Here is a 19,661-nt window from a genome sequence, read left to right as displayed (position 1 = left end):
GTTGCCAAACATAACGTTGTTTAGGAGTATCACTCAGCAAGTGAGACCCAGTAAAACAGGACACCTCGACAATGCGCCTGCAGACGATTTTCGGTTTGATCATAGTGACCGTCGCAGTGTCGGCTTGCGGGGAGAATCGCAACGCGCCACCGAATCCAAACCTGCAATTGACGTCTGATGGCAGCAATTCGGAAGAGCGCGCGTTGAACGATCCCAATCGCACCACAATCTGGGATGTCTTCAATACCGGAAACGCAGAGCAGGTCGCCAGTGTGAACAGGTACCTGTGGACAGCGTCGCTGGATATTCTCAACTTTTTACCTGTTGAGGAAGTAGACCCGTTTACTGGTGTAATTGTAACGGGTTACGGCACACCTCCGGGCGGCGGACGTCAGTACCGCGCTACAGTCCATATCAGTGATCCTGCACTGGCGGCGCGTTCCTTATCCGTATCACTGCAGACTAGTGGCGGCTCACCTGTCAGCGCCGCAACAACGCGCGCGGTTGAGGATGCGATTCTATCTCGTGCACGGCAGCTGCGCATTGCGGACAACAAGTTCTAGCAACCCGCTGAAAATCGCACTAATACCACGCCGGGTTCTTACCCGGCGTTTTCATTCACGAAGGACCGCACCATGTCGCGCTACTTGGCCAACGAAATCGAAGCAAAATGGCAAGAGGCCTGGGACAAGGCCGGTATCTTTGCCGCCAATCACAAGGCGGACAAGCCGAAATACTATGTGCTTGAGATGTTCCCCTACCCGTCTGGCCGAATCCATATGGGGCATGTGCGCAACTATACGATGGGCGACGTGATTGCCCGTCATAAACTGGCGACGGGACATAACGTGCTGCACCCGATGGGATGGGATGCCTTTGGGATGCCAGCGGAAAACGCCGCTATGGCCATCGGTGGCCACCCGAAAGACTGGACCTATGGCAATATCGCCGACATGCGCGGGCAGATGAAGCCTCTGGGCCTATCCATCGACTGGTCGCGTGAATTCGCCACCTGTGATCCGGAATATTACGGCCAGCAGCAGGCACTGTTCCTCGATATGCTTGAGGCCGGGCTGGTCTATCGCAAGAACGCCGTGGTGAACTGGGATCCGGTCGATATGACCGTTCTGGCCAACGAACAGGTAGAGAACGGCCGTGGCTGGCGCTCAGGGGCCTTGGTGGAACGGCGCGAGCTGACACAATGGTTCTTCAAGATATCCGACTATTCCGAGGAATTGCTCGACGCTTTGGACACTCTGGAGAACTGGCCGGCCAAGGTGCGGCTGATGCAGGAGAACTGGATTGGCAAATCGCGCGGGTTGCAGTTCTCGTTTGACCGTACCGATGGCGGAGAGCCGATTACTGTCTACACGACGCGCCCCGACACGCTGCTGGGCGCTTCTTTCGTAGGCATTTCGCCCGATCACCCCATTGCCAAAGCGCTGGAAGCCGAGAACCCTAAAGTCGCTGAATTCGTTGCCGAATGCCGCAAGGGTGGCACCACGGAAGAGGCGATCGAAACGGCTGAAAAGCTGGGTTATGACACCGGCATCACCGTCAAACACCCGTTGGACCCGAATTGGGAGCTACCGGTCTGGATCGCCAACTTCATCCTGATGGATTACGGCACCGGCGCAATCTTTGCCTGCCCGGCGCATGACCAGCGCGATTTGGATTTCTGCCGCAAATACGGCTTGCCCGTCGTCGATACGTTCTTTGCGCTGGACGACGACACTCCGGTCGACAAGATCGCCTTCGTCCCACCGAAGACCGAGAAAGTCCGCTGGGTGAACCATTTTGCTGGCCTGACCGAAGCCACAGGTGAAGAAGCCATCAACGCAACCGTCGATTTCGCCGAAAAGGCCGGATGGGGCGAAGGCGTCACCAAATACCGCCTGCGCGATTGGGGCCTGAGCCGCCAGCGCTATTGGGGCTGCCCGATTCCCGTTGTGCATTGCGACACTTGCGGCGTGGTGCCCGAGAAGAAAGAGAATCTGCCGGTTCGCCTGCCCGACGATGTCACCTTTGATAAACCCGGCAACCCGCTGGATCGTCACCCAACCTGGCGCGACTGCGAATGCCCGTCTTGCGGGGCGGCCGCAAAGCGTGAAACCGATACGATGGACACGTTCGTCGATTCGTCGTGGTACTTTGCCCGTTTCACCGCGCCCCGTGCCGAAACGCCCACCGATCTGGCCGAGGCCGAATACTGGATGAATGTCGACCAGTATATCGGCGGCATCGAACATGCGATTCTGCACCTGCTTTATTCGCGCTTCTTTGCGCGGGCCATGCAGATCACCGGCCACCTGCCCCAAAAAGCCATCGAGCCATTCGACGCGCTGTTCACGCAGGGCATGGTGACTCACGAAATCTACCAGACCCGCGACGCCAATGGCCGCCCGGTCTATCACCTGCCCGAGGACGTGACCGACGGCAAACTGGCTGACGGCACCGAGGTTGAGATCATCCCCTCGGCCAAAATGTCGAAATCCAAGAAAAACGTGGTGGACCCCGTCAGCATCATCTCGGCCTTTGGTGCCGATACCGCACGTTGGTTCGTGCTGTCCGATTCGCCACCTGAACGCGATGTGGAATGGACCGCATCCGGTGCCGAAGCCGCGTTCAAGCACCTGAGCCGCGTGCATCGCATCGCCTCGGAAATCACCGAGTCGGACATTCCTGCTAATGCCGAAGACGAAACACTGCTGCGCGAGATGCATAAGGCCATCCATGATGTGTCGGGCGGGGTCGAATCCTTTGGCTTCAACGCCTCGATCGCCAAGCTCTATGCTTTCACCAATACGCTTGCGAAATCTAAAGCCGGGACCGAGGCCAAGCGCGCGGCGGGTAAAACGCTGGCGCAACTGATGTCGCCGATGACCCCTCACCTGTCTGAAGAACTCTGGCAGCTGCTGGGCGGTGAAGGGCTTGTCGCCACAACCGCGTGGCCTGTCGCGGACGAGGCGATGTTGATCGACGACACCGTCACACTGCCGATCCAAGTCAACGGCAAGCGCCGCGCAGAAATCAGTGTCCCCAAGGATATGGACAAAGCAGAGGTTGAAAATATCGCGCTCAGCACCGAAGCTGTGCAAAGGGCGCTGGATGGCGCTACGCCAAAGAAAGTGATCGTTGTTCCCGGCCGGATCGTGAATGTTGTTGTTTGACCGCAGAACCCTTTTGATGCTGCCACTGGCTTTGGCCGCTTGTGGCTTTGAGCCGGTTTACGCCCCCGGTGGTTCGGGCGCTGTCTTGAACGGCAGGGTGGCAGTTTCCGCACCGAACACCGTGGAAAGCTTTCTTCTGGTTGAAAACCTGGAACAACGTCTGGGTCGCAGTGCAAGTTCCGGCAAGGACTATGGGCTGAACGTCAACGTTTCGACAGTTCGTCGCCGCGCTGCCATCACGCAGACAAACGAAACAGACCGATACACGATCGAAGGTCGCGCGAATTTCGCCCTAAGGTCAAATGCCACTGGTCAGGTTCTGACGTCCGGAACGGTAGCGGATTTTGTAGGCTATTCAGCCGCTGGTTCTACAGTTTCAGAGCTGGCAGACGAACGGGACGCGGTAGAAAGGCTCATGGTAATCCTTTCGGACCAGATCGTTACTCGCCTTTACGCGACCCCGGACCTGACCAAATGAAGCTTAGCCCGCGCGAGGCTGAAGGATATTTCGCCAAACCCGACGCGGATAAGGCGGGATTACTGATCTACGGGTCCGACGCGATGCGTGTTGCGCTGAAACGTCAACAGGTTCTGGCGGCACTGCTTGGCGACGCCGCCGAAGAAGAGATGCGGCTCACCCGGATGCCCGGCGCGGACTTGCGCAGCGATCCAGCTTTGTTGCTGGATGCAGTCAAAGCCGTTGGCTTCTTTCCCGGACCCCGCGCTGTATTTGTCGAGGACACAACCGATGTCGCTGCCCCGGCAATCATCGCCGCATTCGAAGATTGGGCCCCCGGCGATGCCCAGATCATCGTAACGGCCGGACAGCTCAAACCAAGTTCGAAAATCCGCAAAGCGTTTGAGGCGCATCCTGCAGCCTATGCCGTGGGCATCTACGATGATCCTCCATCCCGGGCCGAGATCGAGCGGGTGCTCGCCACGGCCGGGCTACAGAACATCCCGCGTGATTCAATGTCAGCCTTGACCGAACTCGCAGCAGCAATCAGCCCCGGTGACTTTGCACAAACCGTTGAAAAGCTGTCTCTTTTCAAGCGTCAGGATACGGCGGAACTGTCAATCGAAGATATCGAAGCCTGCGCGCCACGCTCGACAGAAGCGGCGTTGGACGACGTCCTTAATGTCGTGGCCGAAGGTCGCGCCGGAGAAATTGGCCCTCTGATCCGCCGTTTGCAATCGCAAGGCACAAACGCGGTTTCGTTGTGCATTGGTGCGACCAGACATTTTCGGACGTTGTATGCTTGTGCCTCTGACCCCGGAGGGGCAGCTCAGGGGATCGGAAAACTACGCCCACCTGTTTACGGTAAACGCCGCGACCGCATTTTGCGACAAGCGCAGGGTTGGGGTGCACCGAAATTGGAAACAGCCCTGACTGTTTTGACAGATACCGACCTATCACTACGATCAGCGGGGCAGACCGCACCCGCAATGGCCTTGGTCGAGCGTGCCTTGATCCGCCTCGCTATGTTGGCGCGGTCACGCTGATTCTTGCGCCCAACGTGCTGCGGACTGCCCGGCCCATTTCCCGGTCGCAAGGCAAGCCGTCAGCAAATACCCTCCGGTAGGTGCTTCCCAGTCCAGCATTTCCCCTGCGCAGAAAACACCGGGCCGTGCCTTAAGCATAAGCCCTTTGTCCAGTGCAGCTTGCTTAACGCCACCCGCGGTTGAGATTGCTTCGTCCATCGGGCGCAGCCCTTCGAACAGAACGGGTAGCTTTTTGAGCGCGGCGACCTCATGCGATTTGGGAAGAGAACACCGTTTTGCCATCTCATGAAACAAGGCGACCTTTTGCGGTGGCAGATGGAGTGACTTTTTCATCCACTGGGAAAACGTCACTTTTGGTTTCTTGGCAGCCCAGCGTTTTTGCAAACTGACCTCGTCCAGATCAGGTAGCAAATCGACGTACAGGTCCGCCCCGTCGCGCAATGCTGGCGTCAGGGAATACAGGCCGCCGCCCTCCAACCCGGTGGCTGAAATCGCGGCCTCACCCCGGCTTTCCAATTCCCCGGCGATCCATCGAACAGTCTTTAGCGCTGCACCAAAATAGGGCTGCATATGAGTGCTCCACCCCACAGACAGCGCGGAATTTGCAGGCGCGAACGGCGCAAGATCAACGCCCTTTTCAATCAGGGTTTGCGCCCAGGCCCCATCCGATCCTAACCGCGCCCAACTTGCCCCGCCCAGCGCAAGCGCCACGACATCCGGAACAATCGTTTGCCTGCCCTCTGTGGTTTCAAAAACCAGGGCCTGACCATCCCAGCCCGTCCAACGCCAGCGGGTCTTGATCTGAACACCCCCGCTGTCCAGCCGGCTTAACCACGCACGCAGCAGAGGAGAGGCTTTCATCGCCGTGGGAAACACCCGCCCGGTCGAGCCGGTAAAAATGTCCTGCCCCAAACCTCGCGCCCAGTCCTGAACGGCGGCGGCATCAAATTCGGTCAAAATGGGGCGCAACCAGTCTGAAGCCTTACAGTAGGAATCCAAAAACACCTCGAACGGCTCATCTTTTGTAAGGTTAAGGCCCGACTTTCCGGCCATCAGGAACTTGCGTGCAACCGAAGGTTTGGACTCGGCCACCAGTACGTCGTGGCCAGCGTCAGACAGCTGCTCCGCGGCCATCAGGCCAGCGGGTCCAGCCCCGATTACCACTGCCTGCGCCATCGACGCCCCCTTGCTTTTCACGCCGTCTGGCGCATCTTTACCCAAGCCATGACGAAAATTGATCCGACATGTCCGCTTTGCGACCGTCCAATCCCTGACGGGGGCGGCAGCCTGCACCATCTGATCCCAAAACTCAAAGGGGGCAAGGGTGGACCCACCGTATTACTGCATATCATCTGCCACAAAGAGGTCCACGCAACCCTGACCGAAGCCGAACTTGCCCGGGAATTCTACACGGTCGAGGCCCTTCGCGGGCACCCCCGGCTGGAAAAGTTCCTGGCGTGGGTCCGCAAACGCCCGCCGGGGTTTCGATCCAAAGTACCCGGCAAACGGCGCAGGCGTTGATCATCCAGGACGGACAGTATCGCCAAACGCATCCTTCAGCGGTTCTGTCAGGCCCTCGAACTCAAGTCCGCGATAGTCTGGAACCGGCGCAAACTGTCCGCCTGACAAGTGCTGAAACTCCAACGTCGTATAGGGGCGTTGCCATAACCATTCCCGGTTTTCGACAGCCCACAAATCCGGTTCTGGCGGCGTCTCGTCTGTAAAGGCGTAAAAGTGGAGGTCAAAGCCGTATTGAGCCACGTCCTGCATCGACAACAAACGCATGCCTTGCCCCCGACAAAATGCATCTTCAGCCGCAATGTCGCCTGTCCTCAGGGTGATTTGACCAATACAGGCATTTGAAAAAGGAGCGTTTGGGTCTGCGGCGTTATCAGGGCGGTTGCCCTCGAAACGGTGCTGCAACAGCTCGATGACAAAACCTTCGGGGTCCTGAAGATGGCACATGTACCCGATGTCCAGAAACTGCTGCGGGTCCGATACCGCGACCCCGTTGGCCCTTAGGTACGAGGCTGCAAGATCCACGTCAGGAACGGTCAGGCCGATTTTCCAGTACCGCTGCCCGCGATCGTGGACATAGCCCCCGCCGCCCGGCATGAGCAGTATGTCGGCGTCTTGCCCTGCGTATCCCACACGAAGACTTGCGCCCTGCGGTCGAACCGACATGCCAAGTATGTTCTGATAAAATGCAGCAAGCCTGTCGGGATCAGCAACCCGCAGGCGTAACCCCGACAACCTCATGAGCAGAGCCTCGCGATTCCGGCAGCAATCATTGGATCTGCCGCCACACTGTCGGCCACCAACTGCTGGGCTGTGGGCATCAGCTCCTCGGGATCGACCACACGGTCTACAAGGCCAAAAGTATAAGCCTCCTCCGCTGTGATCTTTTGGCCTGCCATCAGAATCATCTTGGTCCGTGCCGGTCCGATCAGGGCTGCCATCCGGACCGGGTCAGAGGGCTGAGGCAGAAACCCTAGCTTCATGACCGGATAAAAGAACTTGGCAGATGGCACCGCAATACGGATATCGCAGGCCAGCACCATTCCGTTTGCCCCACCCGCCAATGTTCCGTTCAGCGCGGCGACTGTCAGACATGGCAAGGCCGCGATTGCACCTGACAATCGTTCCCACAAATCCGAAGTTGCCAGCCCCGCACGAGCCTCATCCAGATCGGCACCGGCGCTAAATACGTTTCCCGCCCCTGTCAGGATAAGCGCGCGCGCCGCTGTCGCGGCTTCGGCAATTTCGCACAGTTCGGTCAACATGGATCCGGTCAGCGCATTTGCCTTGTCTGGGTTATTTAGCGTGACCGTCCACAAACCGTCGGCCTTGTTCAAATCGATCACGTAAGCCCTACCCTTTTCCGTATATCTTCCCGACGCAATGAAATCTCTGCCCCCAGGAATTCATCCGCATCTTGCGAACACATCCATAACAGCGCGCGGGCAGGCCAGTCGGCCGGGATGTGATCGCTCCAGTCCAGCTGACTGACGGCGTTTATCCCACTGGCCTTGATCACGCGCTGCATATCCGTTGCAACGGTCCCCGGGGAAAGGCCCATAGCGCGAATACCATGGATGGATTCTTCAAGATGCAAACACTCGGTTAACATCTTGGCCCCCGCTTTCGAGGCGCAATAATGGCTCCAGGCTTCAATCGCGTTCGAGGCCGCACCAGATGAAACCGTGATGACGGTACCGCCCCCTGCAGCGCGCATCACCGGCAGCACCGCGCGCATACCGTGAAAGACCCCCTTGAGGTTAATGTCGATGGCTTTGCCCCATGCGCCAACATCGGCATTCGAGAGGTGAAAGATCGGGTCGATCACACCTGCATTGCCGATCAAGACGTCCAGACCACCAAAACGATCAACGCAATCGGCAACAGATTGTTCGACCTGCGCGAAATCGCTGACGTCACATTGCAACGCAATCGCGTTATCGCCCAATGCATCAGCCAGTGCCGCGATCTGATCCTTGTTGCGTGCAACCAGTGCAACATTCGCCCCCGCTGCGGCAAAAACGCGCCCCGCCTCGGCACCGATACCGCGGCTTGCTCCTGTTATCAGTACGGTTTTTCCTTGCATTTGGACCCAGTACCTCCGTTGTTTTTAGATTGTGTGAACGTCTACCGCGCGAATGGGGAAAGGGTCCAGTCCTTGCCCCTTGACGCCCGACGAAACAGACACGACGATGCCCGCAAAATTGATCAAGAAGGATTCTATTATGTCCGTTTTCCTACGCCGCAGTTGCGGTGCAGCTTTGGCCTATGCCGCAATCTCTCAGGGGGCGCTGGCCGATGTCACCGCACAGGATGTCTGGAATGACTGGCAGACCTACCTGACCCAGATGGGGTACACCGTTGAGGGTGAACAATCCGCCGATGGCAATGTCCTGAACATCACCGATATGAACCTGACCATGTCGTTGCCCGAAGAAGACGGTAGCTTTCAGATGACAGTTCCGCAGATGTCGTTGACGGAAAACGGTGACGGTACGGTCAGCATTGGCTTTCCGGAAAGCTTTCCTATGACCGTATCTGGCGAAGGTGATGGCGAGACGTTCTCGACCGATATCCTCTACACGCATAGCGGTTTGACGATGGTTGTATCCGGCTCGCCTGACGATATGACCTATGACTACTCGGCAGATGCGCTTGGGATCAAACTGGATGGTGTATCTGTCAATGGTGAACCCATGCCAGCAGATGCGCTTGCGGCCAACATGGAGATGACCGACCTGACCGGTAGTTCCCGGATGAAGATCGGCGAAAACCGCGATGTTGATCAGACATTCACTGCCGCAGGCCTCAGCTATGGTCTGGTGTTTGACGATCCCGAGGGCGAAGGCAACGCGAAGGTCGACGGATCGCTCAGGGACCTCACATTTGAAGGCACCAGCGTGATTCCATCCGAATTCGATTTCTCGGACACGCAGGCGTTCTATGATGCAGGGTTCGAGTTCGCAGGCGCGTTCACCTACGGCGCAGGCAATTCCGCCCTAGAAGGCACCAGCGAAGGTGAAGCGTTCTCACTCGGCAGCGAATCCGAGGGCGGCCGTTTTGCAGCAAGCTTTGACGCCCAGCGCCTGGCCTATGACATCGAGCAGAACAGCGCGAAAGTGGCCGTGACGACGGCGGACCTGCCATTTCCGATCGAACTTGCGATGGCCAATGCGGGGCTGAGCTTTGAGTTTCCCGTTCAGCAATCTGAAGAGATTCAGCCTTTCGGTTTTGCGATGAACCTGACCGACTTCACAATGTCGGATGTGCTTTGGGGTATTTTTGACCCGGCGGGCGCATTGCCGCGCGACCCGGCGACAATCGCGCTGGATGCAACGGGTACCGCCAAAGTGCTGACCAATTTCTTTGACCCCGAAGCGATCGAGTCGCTGGAATTCTCCGAGAGCGCCCCGGGCGAGTTGCATTCGCTCAAGATCAACGAATTGCTGGTGTCACTGGTCGGGGCCAAGCTGACCGGCGACGCGGATTTCGACTTTGACAACACAAACACCGAAGAGCTGGGTGGCCTTCCCTCACCAAAAGGAACAGCAAACCTGCAACTGATCGGAGCGAACGGTTTGATCGACAAGCTGATCGGTATGGGCCTGATGTCGGACAGCGACGCCCTTGGCGCGCGAATGATGATGGGCCTGATGGCAGTACCAGGGGAAGAGCCCGACACGCTGAATTCGCAGATCGAATTCAAGGAAAACGGTCAGATTCTGGCTAACGGACAGCGGATCAAGTAACCGCATTGAGGAAGGTAGCAGCGCTGCCTTCCCATCTTAGTAGCGACCGATTAGTGAACCGGCCTCTCTGATGTGTGTGTTTGGCACCGATTTATACTAAATGAAAATGCAGAAGTGAAAGCAGCTCAAACCTGTAGCGACGCCACTCCAGTAAGTCTCTTTCATCTGACATCGCAAAGTTTTTAGCTCATCCATTGAAGTGCGACAGGCTTCTAGCGGCGCCAGCCCTTGCAGCACAATCGATCCAAGGCTAGGTCCAGTACAATCAGACCGGAGGCTTCATGACCCGTACAATTGAAGAAATCAGCCAGAACCTGCTGGACGCAGCCCGAAAGGCCGGGGCTGAAGCGGCTGACGCTATTGTCTTGGACGGGTCCTCGGTTTCGGTCGAAGTCCGCGTTGGTGCGCTGGAACATGCCGAGCGGTCTGAAGGTGCCGATTTGGGGCTGCGGGTTTTTCTTGGAAAAAAGCAGGCGATTGTCTCAAGTTCGGACAGCAACCCTGACACCATCACGGCCATGGCCGAGCGCGCCGTCGCAATGGCTAAAGAAGCAACCGAAGATCCCTTCACCGGACTGGCCGACAGTGATCAGTTGGCGACGAGTTGGGATATGGAAGCGCTGGAGCTATTTGACCCCACGCCCGAGCCCAGCGCCGAAGCCCTGCTGCAAGATGCCTTGGCCGCCGAGGCCGCAGCACTCGCAGTAAAAGGGGTCACACAGGTTTCTGACGCGGCAGCATCCTATGGTGTTCACCGGGTCCATCTGGCCGCGACCAATGGCTTTTCCGGCGGATACGAACGCAGCAGTCGGTCGACCTCGTGCGTTGCGATCTCAGGCGAAGGTACGGGGATGGAGCGCGACTATGACGGTGACAGCCGAACCTTTCAGGCCGATCTGCGCAGCCCCAAGGAAATCGGCCAAAACGCCGGGGAACGGGCCGTGCAACAGGTAGGCGCACGCCAGCCTGCAACTGGGACGTTTCCGGTTCTGTTCGACGAGCGCATCTCATCCTCGCTGATTGGTCATCTGTTGGGTGCCAGCAACGGAGCATCTGTCGCCCGTGGTGCATCGTGGCTGTCGGATTGCCTAGGGCAGCAGGTTCTGCCGGAACATTTGTCTTTGATCGAGGACCCGCATCGGCCGCGCATTGGTGGATCACGCCCGTTCGATGCCGAAGGCTTGCCGACGCAGCGCCGCGCGATTGTAGAAAACGGTATCCTGACCGGTTGGACGCTGGATCTGGCCAGCGCGCGTAAGCTTGAGATGACATCGACCGCAAACGCGGTGCGCGGTGTTTCGGGCCCGCCATCGCCCAGCAACTGGAACCTTGCGCTGACGCAGGGCGCGCAAAGCCGCGACGACTTACTGCACGACATGGGTACTGGCCTTTTGGTGACTTCGATGATCGGATCGACGATCAACCCGAATACAGGCGATTATTCTCGTGGTGCATCAGGGTTCTGGGTCGAAAACGGAGAGATCACGTATCCGGTCAATGAATGCACGATCGCCGGAAATCTGCGGGATATGCTGAAACGGATCATCCCTGCCAATGACGCGCGTAGTTATCTGTCGCGTGTCGTTCCGTCTTTGCTGGTCGAAGGGATGACACTTGCCGGCAACTGACCTGCCTTTGCTGATCGACGCTGCGTTAGAGGCAGGAAAGATCGCCACGCGCTATTCAGGATCAACAGCCCAGCGCTGGGACAAACCAGACGGTGCCGGCCCTGTCACCGAAGCCGACCTTGCCGTAAACGCAATGTTGGAACAAAGGCTGCCATCGGCGCGGCCGGACTACGGCTGGCTTAGCGAAGAGACCGAGGACTCCGCACATCGGCTGTCCAAGGACAAGGTCTTCATCATCGACCCGATCGACGGAACCCGCAGTTTCGCCGAAGGGTCGCGGACATGGGCACACTCGTTGGCGGTGGCCGAGCATGGCATCGTAACAGCGGCGGTGATCTATCTGCCGATGCGTGACCTCATGTACGCAGCAGCCGTTGGGCAGGGTGCAACTTTGAACGACGCTCCGATCAAGGTGTCTGATATCACTGACCTGAAATTGGCCGAGGTACTAGCCGCGAAACCCAATCTCGCGCCCCACCACTGGCGAGATCACGACGTTCCGACCTTTGGGCGAAACTACCGTCCTTCGCTGGCCTATCGGTTGGCTTTGGTCGGACAGGGGCGGTTCGATGCTATGCTGACGCTACGCCCAAGTTGGGAATGGGACATTGCCGCCGGGGATCTGATCATACGTGAGGCAGGCGGAGTGTGCTCGGACCGAATGGGGGAACCGTTGCGTTTCAACAACGCACATCCGCGTCTGAATGGGGTCATTGCAGGTGGTCGTGATATACACGATCAACTGTCGCGAAAACTGGCACCGAAAGGCCCCGGAATACAACCATGAGCAAACCGCGCTCATTAAGCTTAGCAGCTTACCGTGTCCTGTCATGGGGCGTACCCAATGGGGCCGATCAGCTATACGCTCAACGTCCCAAGGGCGAGTTGATCTGGCTGCACATAGCATCGGACAGCCGGCAGCGCGCGGTCGTGGATTTCTGCCAACGTTTGCTACAGGCCCGCCCGAACCTTTCGATCGTTTTGACCGCGCCGCCCGAGGCCGATTTAAACAGGTGGGACAAATGTGAATACCCATTGGTCAACCTGCCATCGGAACAGACTGGTGCAGCGCGGGCGTTTCTGGATCACTGGGAGCCCGATCTCGCAATCTGGGTCGGTGGTGGGCTGATGCCCAACATCATCACCCGCGCCGAAGAGCGTCGGATCCCCTTGATCCTGATCGAAGCCGAGGTTGACATCAACGTCGCCCGGGGTGGTCGATGGTTGCCGGACATCACACGGTATACGCTTGATTGCTTCCGCAAGATTCTGGCAGCCTCGCCGGACACTGTGCGCCATATCCGACGGTTGGGAATTTCCTCATCGAAAGTGGATACAGCACCGCCACTGCATGTCAGCCCCAACCCTCGCCCTTGGCCCGAAGATGAACTGATCGAAATGAACCATGCCCTGTCGGGGCGTCCCATCTGGTTGGCGGCTTATGTGCAGGACAAAGAGTTCATCTCAGTGCTCAGCGCCCACCGTCAGGCAATGCGCATGCTGCCGCGTCTGGCGCTTGTTCTGCATGTCGCCGACACCGCCGAAGCCGGTCCGCTGCACCGCAGGCTCGAGTCGATGGATTTGCGCTGCTCCAACTGGGATGAAAGTGGAACGATCGAAGATACAACACAGGTCATTCTCTCTGCCACCACCGAAGATCTTGGCCTTTGGTATCGTATCTCGCCCGTGACCTTCATGGGCAGTTCGCTGGAACGCGGTGCGGGGGGCCACGATCCGCTTGTGGCAACAGCGCTTGGGTCGGCGATCATACATGGCCCGTTTGTGCATCGCCATCAGCAGCTATACGATCAGCTGAACCGGGCCAACGCAGCACGTTCAGTTAGAACAGCGACCGAGCTTGGCGACACCGTGGTCGAACTGCTGGCACCGGATCAGGCTGCAAACATGGCATTGGCCGGGTGGGAAATCGTGTCAGAGGGTGCCCCGCAAACGGATCACCTGATCGACATTGTGCAGGATTACCTGGATCAGCGGGGTGAAGATCATGCAAGCACCTGACTTCTGGAGCACCACCCCGGACAAACCTGCACTCAGGGCTCGGCTATTGTCGCCTTTGGGACGGCTATATGCGGCTGCTACGGCAAGGCGTATCGCCGAAGGCCCAGGGTTTGCACCGGATGTCCCCGTCATTTGTGTCGGCAACCTGAACGCGGGCGGGACCGGGAAAACCCCAACCGTGATTTGGATGATCGAACAGTTGCGCGACGCCTGGCATCAGGCACATGTCGTAACACGTGGTCACGGCGGCTCACTCGAGGGGCCGGTCCGCGTCGATCCTGGTAAGCATTCTGCTGATGAGGTGGGGGACGAGCCTCTGCTGATTGCTGCATTTGCAGACGTCTGGGTCGCCAAAGACCGCGCTGAGGGGGCACGTGCTGCAGCCGCCGCAGGGGCAACCGTGATCATTCTGGATGATGGATTTCAGAACCCGTCGGTTGCCAAGGATTTGTCGGTCATCGTTGTCGATGCCGCACGAGGGTTTGGTAATGGTCTTTGCCTACCAGCCGGTCCACTGCGAGAACCGGTTGAAGTGGGATTGCAACGCGCAGACCTTGTTCTGTCTTTGGGCGATGCGGAATCCCAGTCCAAGTTTTCTGAGATATGGGGTGATGCGGTGGACATCCTTCATGCGACCGGTGCTGTTCAACCCCTGCAAACAGGCATGGACTGGCACGACACACCGGTTCTGGCTTTTGCCGGGATTGGCCACCCGGAAAAGTTCTTTGCAACGATACGTCAGCAAGGGGCGAAACTACTCAGAGCCGAAGCGCTGGATGACCACCAACCACTCACTCCCGCCTTGATGACGCGATTGGAGAACGAGGCTCGTCTGCTCGGTGCCCAGATGGTCACCACGGAAAAAGACGCCGTAAGATTACCTGCCGCGTTTCGCAGCAAGGTGATCACTCTTCCGGTTCGACTTCATGTCAACGAGGCAGAGATGGTGCGCCAGATGTTGCTGAATGTCGCACCTTCTCCTTAAGTCGTGGCCGGTCAAAAGACCGGCCTTACCGTGGATCAGCTGCCCAATTCGGCTTCGATCAGCTTTTTGAATTCCTCATAGGACTGGTTGTCCACCGCTTTACCGTTCACGATAAAGGACGGAGTCGCCTGGATGCCATCACGCTCGGCGTTTTCCTGATACCAGGCAACCAGCGTCTGCGCGCGTGTGCCGTCCTGCAGGCAGGCTTCGAGTTGATCACTTTCAATCCCGGCCAAACGTCCGATCTTGCGCAGCTCGTCCACGATCTCGGCAGGGCCACCGGCGCGGGTCCATTCGGACTGGCCCTCATATATCAGGTCAGAGATGCCAAAGAACTTTTCGGGACCACCGCAGCGCGCGACCATTGACGCCCAAAGCCCGTAGCGATCAAAGTACACCTCGCGGTAGATGAACTTGACCTTGCCGGTGTCGATGAAATCCTTCTTGAGCTGTTTATACGGGCCCTTGTGGAAGTTCGCGCAGTGCGGGCAGGTATAGGATGCGTATTCGATGATTTCGACCGGAGCATCCTCGGCACCCAGTGTCATTTCGACGATGGTCGACGTATCCAAATCTGCTTCTTGCGCCTCAGCACTGCTGATCAGCGGGAACGAGGGGGAAGAAGAGTTCGACAGCGACATCCAATAGCCGCCTGCGGCTATCGCGACAGCCGCGCATATTCCGGTTGCAATACGGCTCATGTATCAGCCCTTTCTCAGCGTTTTTGTTTGGATAGAACGTTACGGCCCAGACGTTCAAGGGCTGCGCGCAAATCGCCATCATGGACGTCCTGCGCGGCCCGGCCTGCCTCGGCCACGATTTCAGGTTCAATTGTAGGTTTTGGCTGTTTCGGTTTGTGATCGAAACTGGCCTGCCCCTCGGCAAATCCCATTGGCGCGGTCTGCGTGATGCGAACCCGACTGATCGCATTATAGCCATAAACGGCGTTCACCTTGCCGCGTAGCTGTTCTTTCTGCATTTCCAGCATCGGAGCCTGCGGACCAGTTGTCAGCACAGTCAGAGTCGCCCCCATGCCACCCTTGCCATAGCCCACATTCACCGGACGCGCGATAGCAGCCATATCCTGCCCAACGATCTCAGCCCAATGGGTCAACAGGCGCGACACGGCGAAACCCCGGCTTTCGCCGGCGCGCCTGATCTGGTCGTTCAGCAATGTCGCGGTACGTTTGAAACCGCGTGTCGAAGAACGTCTGCGCTGCATCTGGATTCCAACTCCTGCTCTCCTATTGTAGAGGGCAGGACACCGGGTGCCAGCGAAACCCGACATGGAGATACATAAAACTTGCGTGACACCAGTGAATTTGACGTGAGCGGTGAATTGTTGGCCTGGTATGACCGCCATGCGCGCAAAATGCCCTGGCGTGTAAGTCCGGCAGATCGCGCGGCAGGCGTCGCGCCTGACCCGTACCGGGTATGGCTGTCCGAGGTGATGCTGCAACAGACGACAGTGGCCGCAGTGCGCGACTATTTCCTACGTTTTACGTCTCGTTGGCCCACAGTTCAGGCACTGGCTTCTGCGCCGGATGATCAGGTGATGGGGGAATGGGCCGGGCTGGGTTACTATGCGCGTGCGCGAAACCTTTTGAAATGTGCCAGGGTCGTGACGGACGAGCATGGCGGAGTATTCCCCAACACATATGATGCCTTGCTGACCCTGCCCGGCATTGGGCCCTATACGGCCGCCGCCATTTCCGCCATCGCCTTTGATCGCCCCGAAACCGTTCTGGACGGCAATGTCGAACGTGTGATGGCGCGGCTTTATGACATCCATGACCCGCTTCCCGGATCAAAGCCTCTGCTCAAGGAAAAGGCCAGCGTCCTGACCCCTTCCAAACGGCCCGGCGATTACGCACAGGCGGTTATGGATCTTGGGGCCACAATCTGCACGCCCAAGTCGCCTGCCTGCGGAATCTGCCCCCTGCGCAACCCTTGCGCGGCGCGACAGGCGGGAACGCAAGCGGATTTGCCGCGCAAAACCCCCAAGCAACCCAAACCCACCCGGCATGGGCACATCTATATCGCCCAGCGGGCCGATGATGCGCTTCTTCTGGAACGCCGCCCGGACAAGGGCCTATTGGGCGGGATGCTGGGCTGGCCGGGCTCGGACTGGTCCGACGCACCGCAAGAAGCCCCACCCTTCGCGGCCGAGTGGCAGTTATTGCCGGGCGAAGTGCGCCATACCTTTACCCATTTTCACCTGATTCTTCGTATCTGGTCGGCCCCGCTCCCGGATGACATGCACCCGGGCGAGCTTGTCATCATGGACAAACACGCGTTTCGACCCAACGTTCTTCCAACTGTGATGCGCAAGGCGCTTGACCTCTGGCTTGGTCGATAACACGTTTTTCCGAACACCGTCTGAGGTCGACCTCGGAACAAAAATTCGGAGCGCTCACATGCTTTCACCAGACACCCTTTCCCGCTGGCAATCGGCCATGCCGTTCTGGGTCTCAATTCTACTGATACCGTTGATCTGGGTTTCCGCATCCCTGGGCGGCTGGTGGGTTCTGCTGGTTCCGATCTTCACATGGTGGGCTTTCGCCGTGCTGGACAAGCTGACCGGGCTCGAGTTGAACAACGCAGACCCCGATACGCCAGATAATGGGTTGCAGTGGTACATCCTGCTGACCAACATTTGGGCGCCAATTCAGTTTCTGACACTGTTCGGCCTGATCTGGTACGCAACGCACACGGATCACCTGTCGACGGCTGCCACAATAGGGCTGTTTTTTGGAATGGGTGTGATCTCGGGGACCGTCGGGATCAATTACAGTCATGAATTGATGCACCAGAAAGGCAAAACCGAGCGTCTGTTGGGCGATATCCTTCTTGCCATGGTGTTGTACTCTCACTTCCGGTCCGAGCATCTGCTGGTACATCACCGTTATGTCGGCACACCGCGGGACCCTGTGACCGCACGTTACAACGAAGGGTTCCACCGCTTTTACCCCCGTGTTCTGAAAGAGTGCCTGATTTCTGCTTTCGAGGCGGAAAAGAACATGCTGTCACGCAAGGGCCGTCTCTGGACCGACCGTTCCAACCCGTTCTGGCGGTATTGGGGTCTGCAGGCCGGGATGCTGATGTTGGCCTTTCTATTGGGCGGCCTGCCCGGTTTGGGCCTGTTCCTGTTGCAGGCAGGTGTCGCGATCTGGCAACTGGAACTGGTGAACTATGTCGAGCATTACGGCCTGACGCGCAAACATCTGGGCGACGGCAAATACGAACATGTCCAGCCACGCCATTCCTGGAATGCGTCACAAAAGGCATCCAACTGGTTGTTGATTAACCTGCAGCGCCACTCGGACCACCACTACAAACCGAACCGACGCTTTCCGCTTCTACAGCACCACCCGGAAGACGCTGCCCCGCAGCTTCCGTATGGGTACCCGGTGATGACCGTTGCAGCGATGATCCCACCGCTTTGGCGGCGCGTCATGAACCCGCGGGTCCGGGCGTGGCGGCAGCAATACTACCCGGATATTACGGATTGGAAGCCCTACAACACATCGCAAAATCCGCTGCCAAGGACGTGACCGCAGCGCGCAATCGCGCGCTGCTGGGCCCAACGAGGTGAATTGCATCTTTGATGCTATTCAGATCGGCGGGAGCACTACGGCTTCATTACCCAGATATCCAGTGGGTCCTTCACACCCCTCACGTTTTGATTTTCGGCTTTCTCAAACCCTGCCATCTGGTCGGCCGGATTGGTGCCTTCCTCGACCAACCGGTTGCGCACTGCGTCGCTTAGAACCACTCGCGCCCCAAAATCACGCGTCATCGCCTCCAGCTTCGCCGAGACATTCACAGCGTCCCCAATCACGGCGAACTCCAACCGGTTGGCCCCGATATCACCCAGAACAACCGATCCAAAATGCACGCCTATCCCAACGTGGATTTCGGGCTCTCCCGAACGCCGTCTTTCGACATTCCAACGGTCCATCACCTCAACCATTGCCCGGGCACAGGCCACCGCGTTGCTCGCGTCCAGTGGGGTCGTAACCGGTGTACCAAAGGTGGCCATCAAACCATCCCCAAGGTATTTGTCCAACGTGCCGTGATGGCGAAATACTTCAGTCTCCATGCGGGCGTGAAAACCACGCAAGACCTCGATCACTTCGTAAGGATCCCGGCCAGCCGCGTATTTGGTAAAGCCGACTATGTCGATGAACAACACGGCTATGTTTTCTTTTCGCACTTGTTTCAACGGCTCGTCATTCTGGCTTAGCTCTTCGACTACATTCGGTGAAAAGTAACGCGACAGGTTAGCGCGTTCGCGTTCCAGACCTGCGTTGCTCATCAAAAGACGGTTAAGCCTCCGCATGGAAATACCCAAAGTCACGGCAACCATCATGAACACGACCACCTGCTGGATGCGCTGCGATGGCATAAAGCTGTTGGGGTCCAGCAACTCGGCCACATCCGGGTAGCCTGCCAATGCCTCGGCCACGCGCTCGCTGATCCCGGGAATGGGTGTGGCCACCCACCAGGCGATGATCCAGCCCGCTGTCCACATCATCGCAGTCCACGACCCAATTGCCACGACCGTGCGCCATGAGTATGCCAATGTCCCCGCAGCCAGAATGATGAAGAAATACTGGAAGTTGTCGAACCGATACTGCATGGCCAAAGGGCGCACGTCGTCGCTGAACGGGTTGGGAACAATCATTCCCAAAGTCATAAGAAAAAGATCAGCGAAAATCAGAAGAAGCTCGACACGCGATTGCCCTACACGACCCGCGCGCCGGATCAGCCAGCCATTCGCGCAGATCAGTAACAGGATGAAGTGATACCACAGCACTTCCCAATGCGGGTTCAGGAAAATGAGCAATACTCCGGTCAGCGCCATCGCGATCCATCGGGCGCGAACCGCCAGCTCTAACCCCTCGCGCTTGTGTTTTTCCAGCGCAGCCTCGGTGTATTTGTTGTCCAGGTCGTAAGAATCTGGGCGCGTTAGGAAAAGTCGGTTGAACCGGGACTCACTGACTGTGGTTTCGGACATTGCAGAGCCTCCCTCGGTGCACCGCAGACGTTATCGAATTAAGTATGTGACGAAAACAAAAGACCCCGC

General features: G+C 57.9%; 19 protein-coding genes. 12 read left to right on the top strand and 7 right to left on the bottom strand.

Annotation, left to right across the window (positions count from 1 at the left end; all coding sequences use genetic code 11):
• The first annotated feature begins 71 nt into the window (after positions 1-71).
• The 4 genes from ACR0DG_RS13630 to holA all read left to right on the top strand — a co-directional run bounded on the left by ACR0DG_RS13630 (position 72) and on the right by holA (position 4,673).
• Positions 72-563: a DUF3576 domain-containing protein gene (locus tag ACR0DG_RS13630; RefSeq protein WP_480697996.1), complete on the top strand. Its 492-nt coding sequence runs from the start codon at positions 72-74 to the stop codon at positions 561-563.
• Between the two features lie 72 nt (positions 564-635).
• Positions 636-3,170, top strand: a complete 2,535-nt coding sequence (gene leuS / locus ACR0DG_RS13625; protein WP_480697997.1) for a leucine--tRNA ligase — start codon at positions 636-638, stop codon at positions 3,168-3,170.
• Positions 3,157-3,648 carry an LPS assembly lipoprotein LptE gene (gene lptE / locus ACR0DG_RS13620; protein WP_480697998.1) on the top strand — a complete coding sequence of 164 codons (492 nt, stop codon included), beginning with the start codon at positions 3,157-3,159 and terminating at the stop codon, positions 3,646-3,648. Before leuS ends, lptE begins: the two co-directional genes overlap by 14 nt.
• Positions 3,645-4,673, top strand: coding sequence for a DNA polymerase III subunit delta (holA, locus tag ACR0DG_RS13615; protein ID WP_480697999.1), 1,029 nt, complete (start codon positions 3,645-3,647; stop codon positions 4,671-4,673). The genes lptE and holA overlap by 4 nt, the downstream gene beginning before the upstream one ends.
• Here the strand turns inward: holA and ACR0DG_RS13610 are convergent.
• Complete coding sequence (locus ACR0DG_RS13610; protein WP_480698000.1) at positions 4,665-5,849, bottom strand: TIGR03862 family flavoprotein; 1,185 nt, start codon at positions 5,847-5,849, stop codon at positions 4,665-4,667. The genes holA and ACR0DG_RS13610 overlap by 9 nt on opposite strands.
• A gap of 48 nt (positions 5,850-5,897) precedes the next feature.
• On the opposite strand from ACR0DG_RS13610, the gene ACR0DG_RS13605 reads away from it, so the two are divergent.
• Positions 5,898-6,194, top strand: coding sequence for an HNH endonuclease (locus ACR0DG_RS13605; RefSeq protein WP_480698001.1), 297 nt, complete (start codon positions 5,898-5,900; stop codon positions 6,192-6,194).
• Here the strand turns inward: ACR0DG_RS13605 and ACR0DG_RS13600 are convergent, their stop codons facing one another.
• From ACR0DG_RS13600 to ACR0DG_RS13590, 3 genes are read right to left on the bottom strand one after another with little or no spacing between them, the layout of a single operon-like run.
• Complete coding sequence (locus ACR0DG_RS13600) at positions 6,195-6,932, bottom strand: VOC family protein (RefSeq protein ID WP_480698002.1); 738 nt, start codon at positions 6,930-6,932, stop codon at positions 6,195-6,197.
• Positions 6,929-7,537, bottom strand: coding sequence for an enoyl-CoA hydratase/isomerase family protein (locus tag ACR0DG_RS13595; protein ID WP_480698003.1), 609 nt, complete (start codon positions 7,535-7,537; stop codon positions 6,929-6,931). Before ACR0DG_RS13595 ends, ACR0DG_RS13600 begins: the two co-directional genes overlap by 4 nt.
• Positions 7,534-8,277, bottom strand: coding sequence for an SDR family oxidoreductase (locus ACR0DG_RS13590; RefSeq protein WP_480698004.1), 744 nt, complete (start codon positions 8,275-8,277; stop codon positions 7,534-7,536). Before ACR0DG_RS13590 ends, ACR0DG_RS13595 begins: the two co-directional genes overlap by 4 nt.
• 139 nt (positions 8,278-8,416) lie before the next feature.
• Between ACR0DG_RS13590 and ACR0DG_RS13585 the strand changes: the two genes are divergently transcribed.
• From ACR0DG_RS13585 to lpxK, 5 genes are all read left to right on the top strand, one after another.
• The gene (locus ACR0DG_RS13585; RefSeq protein ID WP_480698005.1) at positions 8,417-9,940 is read left to right on the top strand and encodes a DUF2125 domain-containing protein; all 1,524 of its coding nucleotides are present in this window, start codon (positions 8,417-8,419) and stop codon (positions 9,938-9,940) included.
• 281 nt (positions 9,941-10,221) lie between these two features.
• Positions 10,222-11,568 carry a TldD/PmbA family protein gene (locus ACR0DG_RS13580; RefSeq protein ID WP_480698006.1) on the top strand — a complete coding sequence of 449 codons (1,347 nt, stop codon included), beginning with the start codon at positions 10,222-10,224 and terminating at the stop codon, positions 11,566-11,568.
• Positions 11,555-12,355, top strand: coding sequence for a 3'(2'),5'-bisphosphate nucleotidase CysQ (locus tag ACR0DG_RS13575; RefSeq protein ID WP_480698007.1), 801 nt, complete (start codon positions 11,555-11,557; stop codon positions 12,353-12,355). Before ACR0DG_RS13580 ends, ACR0DG_RS13575 begins: the two co-directional genes overlap by 14 nt.
• A complete protein-coding gene (locus ACR0DG_RS13570; RefSeq protein WP_480698008.1) occupies positions 12,352-13,587 on the top strand; it encodes a 3-deoxy-D-manno-octulosonic acid transferase in 1,236 nt (411 codons plus the stop codon). Before ACR0DG_RS13575 ends, ACR0DG_RS13570 begins: the two co-directional genes overlap by 4 nt.
• A complete protein-coding gene (gene lpxK / locus ACR0DG_RS13565) occupies positions 13,574-14,572 on the top strand; it encodes a tetraacyldisaccharide 4'-kinase (protein ID WP_480698009.1) in 999 nt (332 codons plus the stop codon). Before ACR0DG_RS13570 ends, lpxK begins: the two co-directional genes overlap by 14 nt.
• 35 nt (positions 14,573-14,607) lie before the next feature.
• On the opposite strand, the gene ACR0DG_RS13560 is transcribed toward lpxK, so the two are convergent.
• Both ACR0DG_RS13560 and ACR0DG_RS13555 read right to left on the bottom strand, forming a co-directional pair.
• Entirely contained in the window at positions 14,608-15,273 is a 666-nt protein-coding gene (locus tag ACR0DG_RS13560) for a DsbA family protein (protein WP_480698010.1), read from the bottom strand.
• A 14-nt stretch (positions 15,274-15,287) separates the two neighbouring features.
• Positions 15,288-15,794, bottom strand: a complete 507-nt coding sequence (locus ACR0DG_RS13555; protein ID WP_480698011.1) for a DUF721 domain-containing protein — start codon at positions 15,792-15,794, stop codon at positions 15,288-15,290.
• A gap of 81 nt (positions 15,795-15,875) precedes the next feature.
• On the opposite strand from ACR0DG_RS13555, the gene mutY reads away from it, so the two are divergent.
• Together mutY and ACR0DG_RS13545 are read left to right on the top strand one after the other, a co-directional pair.
• Positions 15,876-16,931 carry an A/G-specific adenine glycosylase gene (mutY, locus tag ACR0DG_RS13550; RefSeq protein WP_480698012.1) on the top strand — a complete coding sequence of 352 codons (1,056 nt, stop codon included), beginning with the start codon at positions 15,876-15,878 and terminating at the stop codon, positions 16,929-16,931.
• 58 nt (positions 16,932-16,989) lie between these two features.
• Entirely contained in the window at positions 16,990-18,126 is a 1,137-nt protein-coding gene (locus ACR0DG_RS13545) for an alkane 1-monooxygenase (protein ID WP_480698013.1), read from the top strand.
• A 77-nt stretch (positions 18,127-18,203) separates the two neighbouring features.
• Here the strand turns inward: ACR0DG_RS13545 and ACR0DG_RS13540 are convergent, their stop codons facing one another.
• The gene (locus ACR0DG_RS13540; RefSeq protein WP_480698014.1) at positions 18,204-19,592 is read right to left on the bottom strand and encodes an adenylate/guanylate cyclase domain-containing protein; all 1,389 of its coding nucleotides are present in this window, start codon (positions 19,590-19,592) and stop codon (positions 18,204-18,206) included.
• Positions 19,593-19,661: the final 69 nt, after the last annotated feature.

This window comes from Ruegeria sp. BG8 (assembly GCF_056538325.1).
The sequence above is the reverse complement of the archived record's forward strand: the minus strand, read 5'-3'. Positions and strand labels throughout refer to the sequence as shown.

Coding starts and splice junctions, on each gene's coding strand:
- ACR0DG_RS13630 (WP_480697996.1), top strand. CDS start 72: ATGCGCCTGCAGACGATTTTCGGTTTGATCATAGTGACCGTCGCAGTG.
- leuS (WP_480697997.1), top strand. CDS start 636: ATGTCGCGCTACTTGGCCAACGAAATCGAAGCAAAATGGCAAGAGGCC.
- lptE (WP_480697998.1), top strand. CDS start 3,157: ATGTTGTTGTTTGACCGCAGAACCCTTTTGATGCTGCCACTGGCTTTG.
- holA (WP_480697999.1), top strand. CDS start 3,645: ATGAAGCTTAGCCCGCGCGAGGCTGAAGGATATTTCGCCAAACCCGAC.
- ACR0DG_RS13610 (WP_480698000.1), bottom strand. CDS start 5,849: ATGGCGCAGGCAGTGGTAATCGGGGCTGGACCCGCTGGCCTGATGGCC.
- ACR0DG_RS13605 (WP_480698001.1), top strand. CDS start 5,898: ATGACGAAAATTGATCCGACATGTCCGCTTTGCGACCGTCCAATCCCT.
- ACR0DG_RS13600 (WP_480698002.1), bottom strand. CDS start 6,932: ATGAGGTTGTCGGGGTTACGCCTGCGGGTTGCTGATCCCGACAGGCTT.
- ACR0DG_RS13590 (WP_480698004.1), bottom strand. CDS start 8,277: ATGCAAGGAAAAACCGTACTGATAACAGGAGCAAGCCGCGGTATCGGT.
- ACR0DG_RS13585 (WP_480698005.1), top strand. CDS start 8,417: ATGTCCGTTTTCCTACGCCGCAGTTGCGGTGCAGCTTTGGCCTATGCC.
- ACR0DG_RS13580 (WP_480698006.1), top strand. CDS start 10,222: ATGACCCGTACAATTGAAGAAATCAGCCAGAACCTGCTGGACGCAGCC.
- ACR0DG_RS13570 (WP_480698008.1), top strand. CDS start 12,352: ATGAGCAAACCGCGCTCATTAAGCTTAGCAGCTTACCGTGTCCTGTCA.
- lpxK (WP_480698009.1), top strand. CDS start 13,574: ATGCAAGCACCTGACTTCTGGAGCACCACCCCGGACAAACCTGCACTC.
- ACR0DG_RS13560 (WP_480698010.1), bottom strand. CDS start 15,273: ATGAGCCGTATTGCAACCGGAATATGCGCGGCTGTCGCGATAGCCGCA.
- ACR0DG_RS13555 (WP_480698011.1), bottom strand. CDS start 15,794: ATGCAGCGCAGACGTTCTTCGACACGCGGTTTCAAACGTACCGCGACA.
- ACR0DG_RS13545 (WP_480698013.1), top strand. CDS start 16,990: ATGCTTTCACCAGACACCCTTTCCCGCTGGCAATCGGCCATGCCGTTC.
- ACR0DG_RS13540 (WP_480698014.1), bottom strand. CDS start 19,592: ATGTCCGAAACCACAGTCAGTGAGTCCCGGTTCAACCGACTTTTCCTA.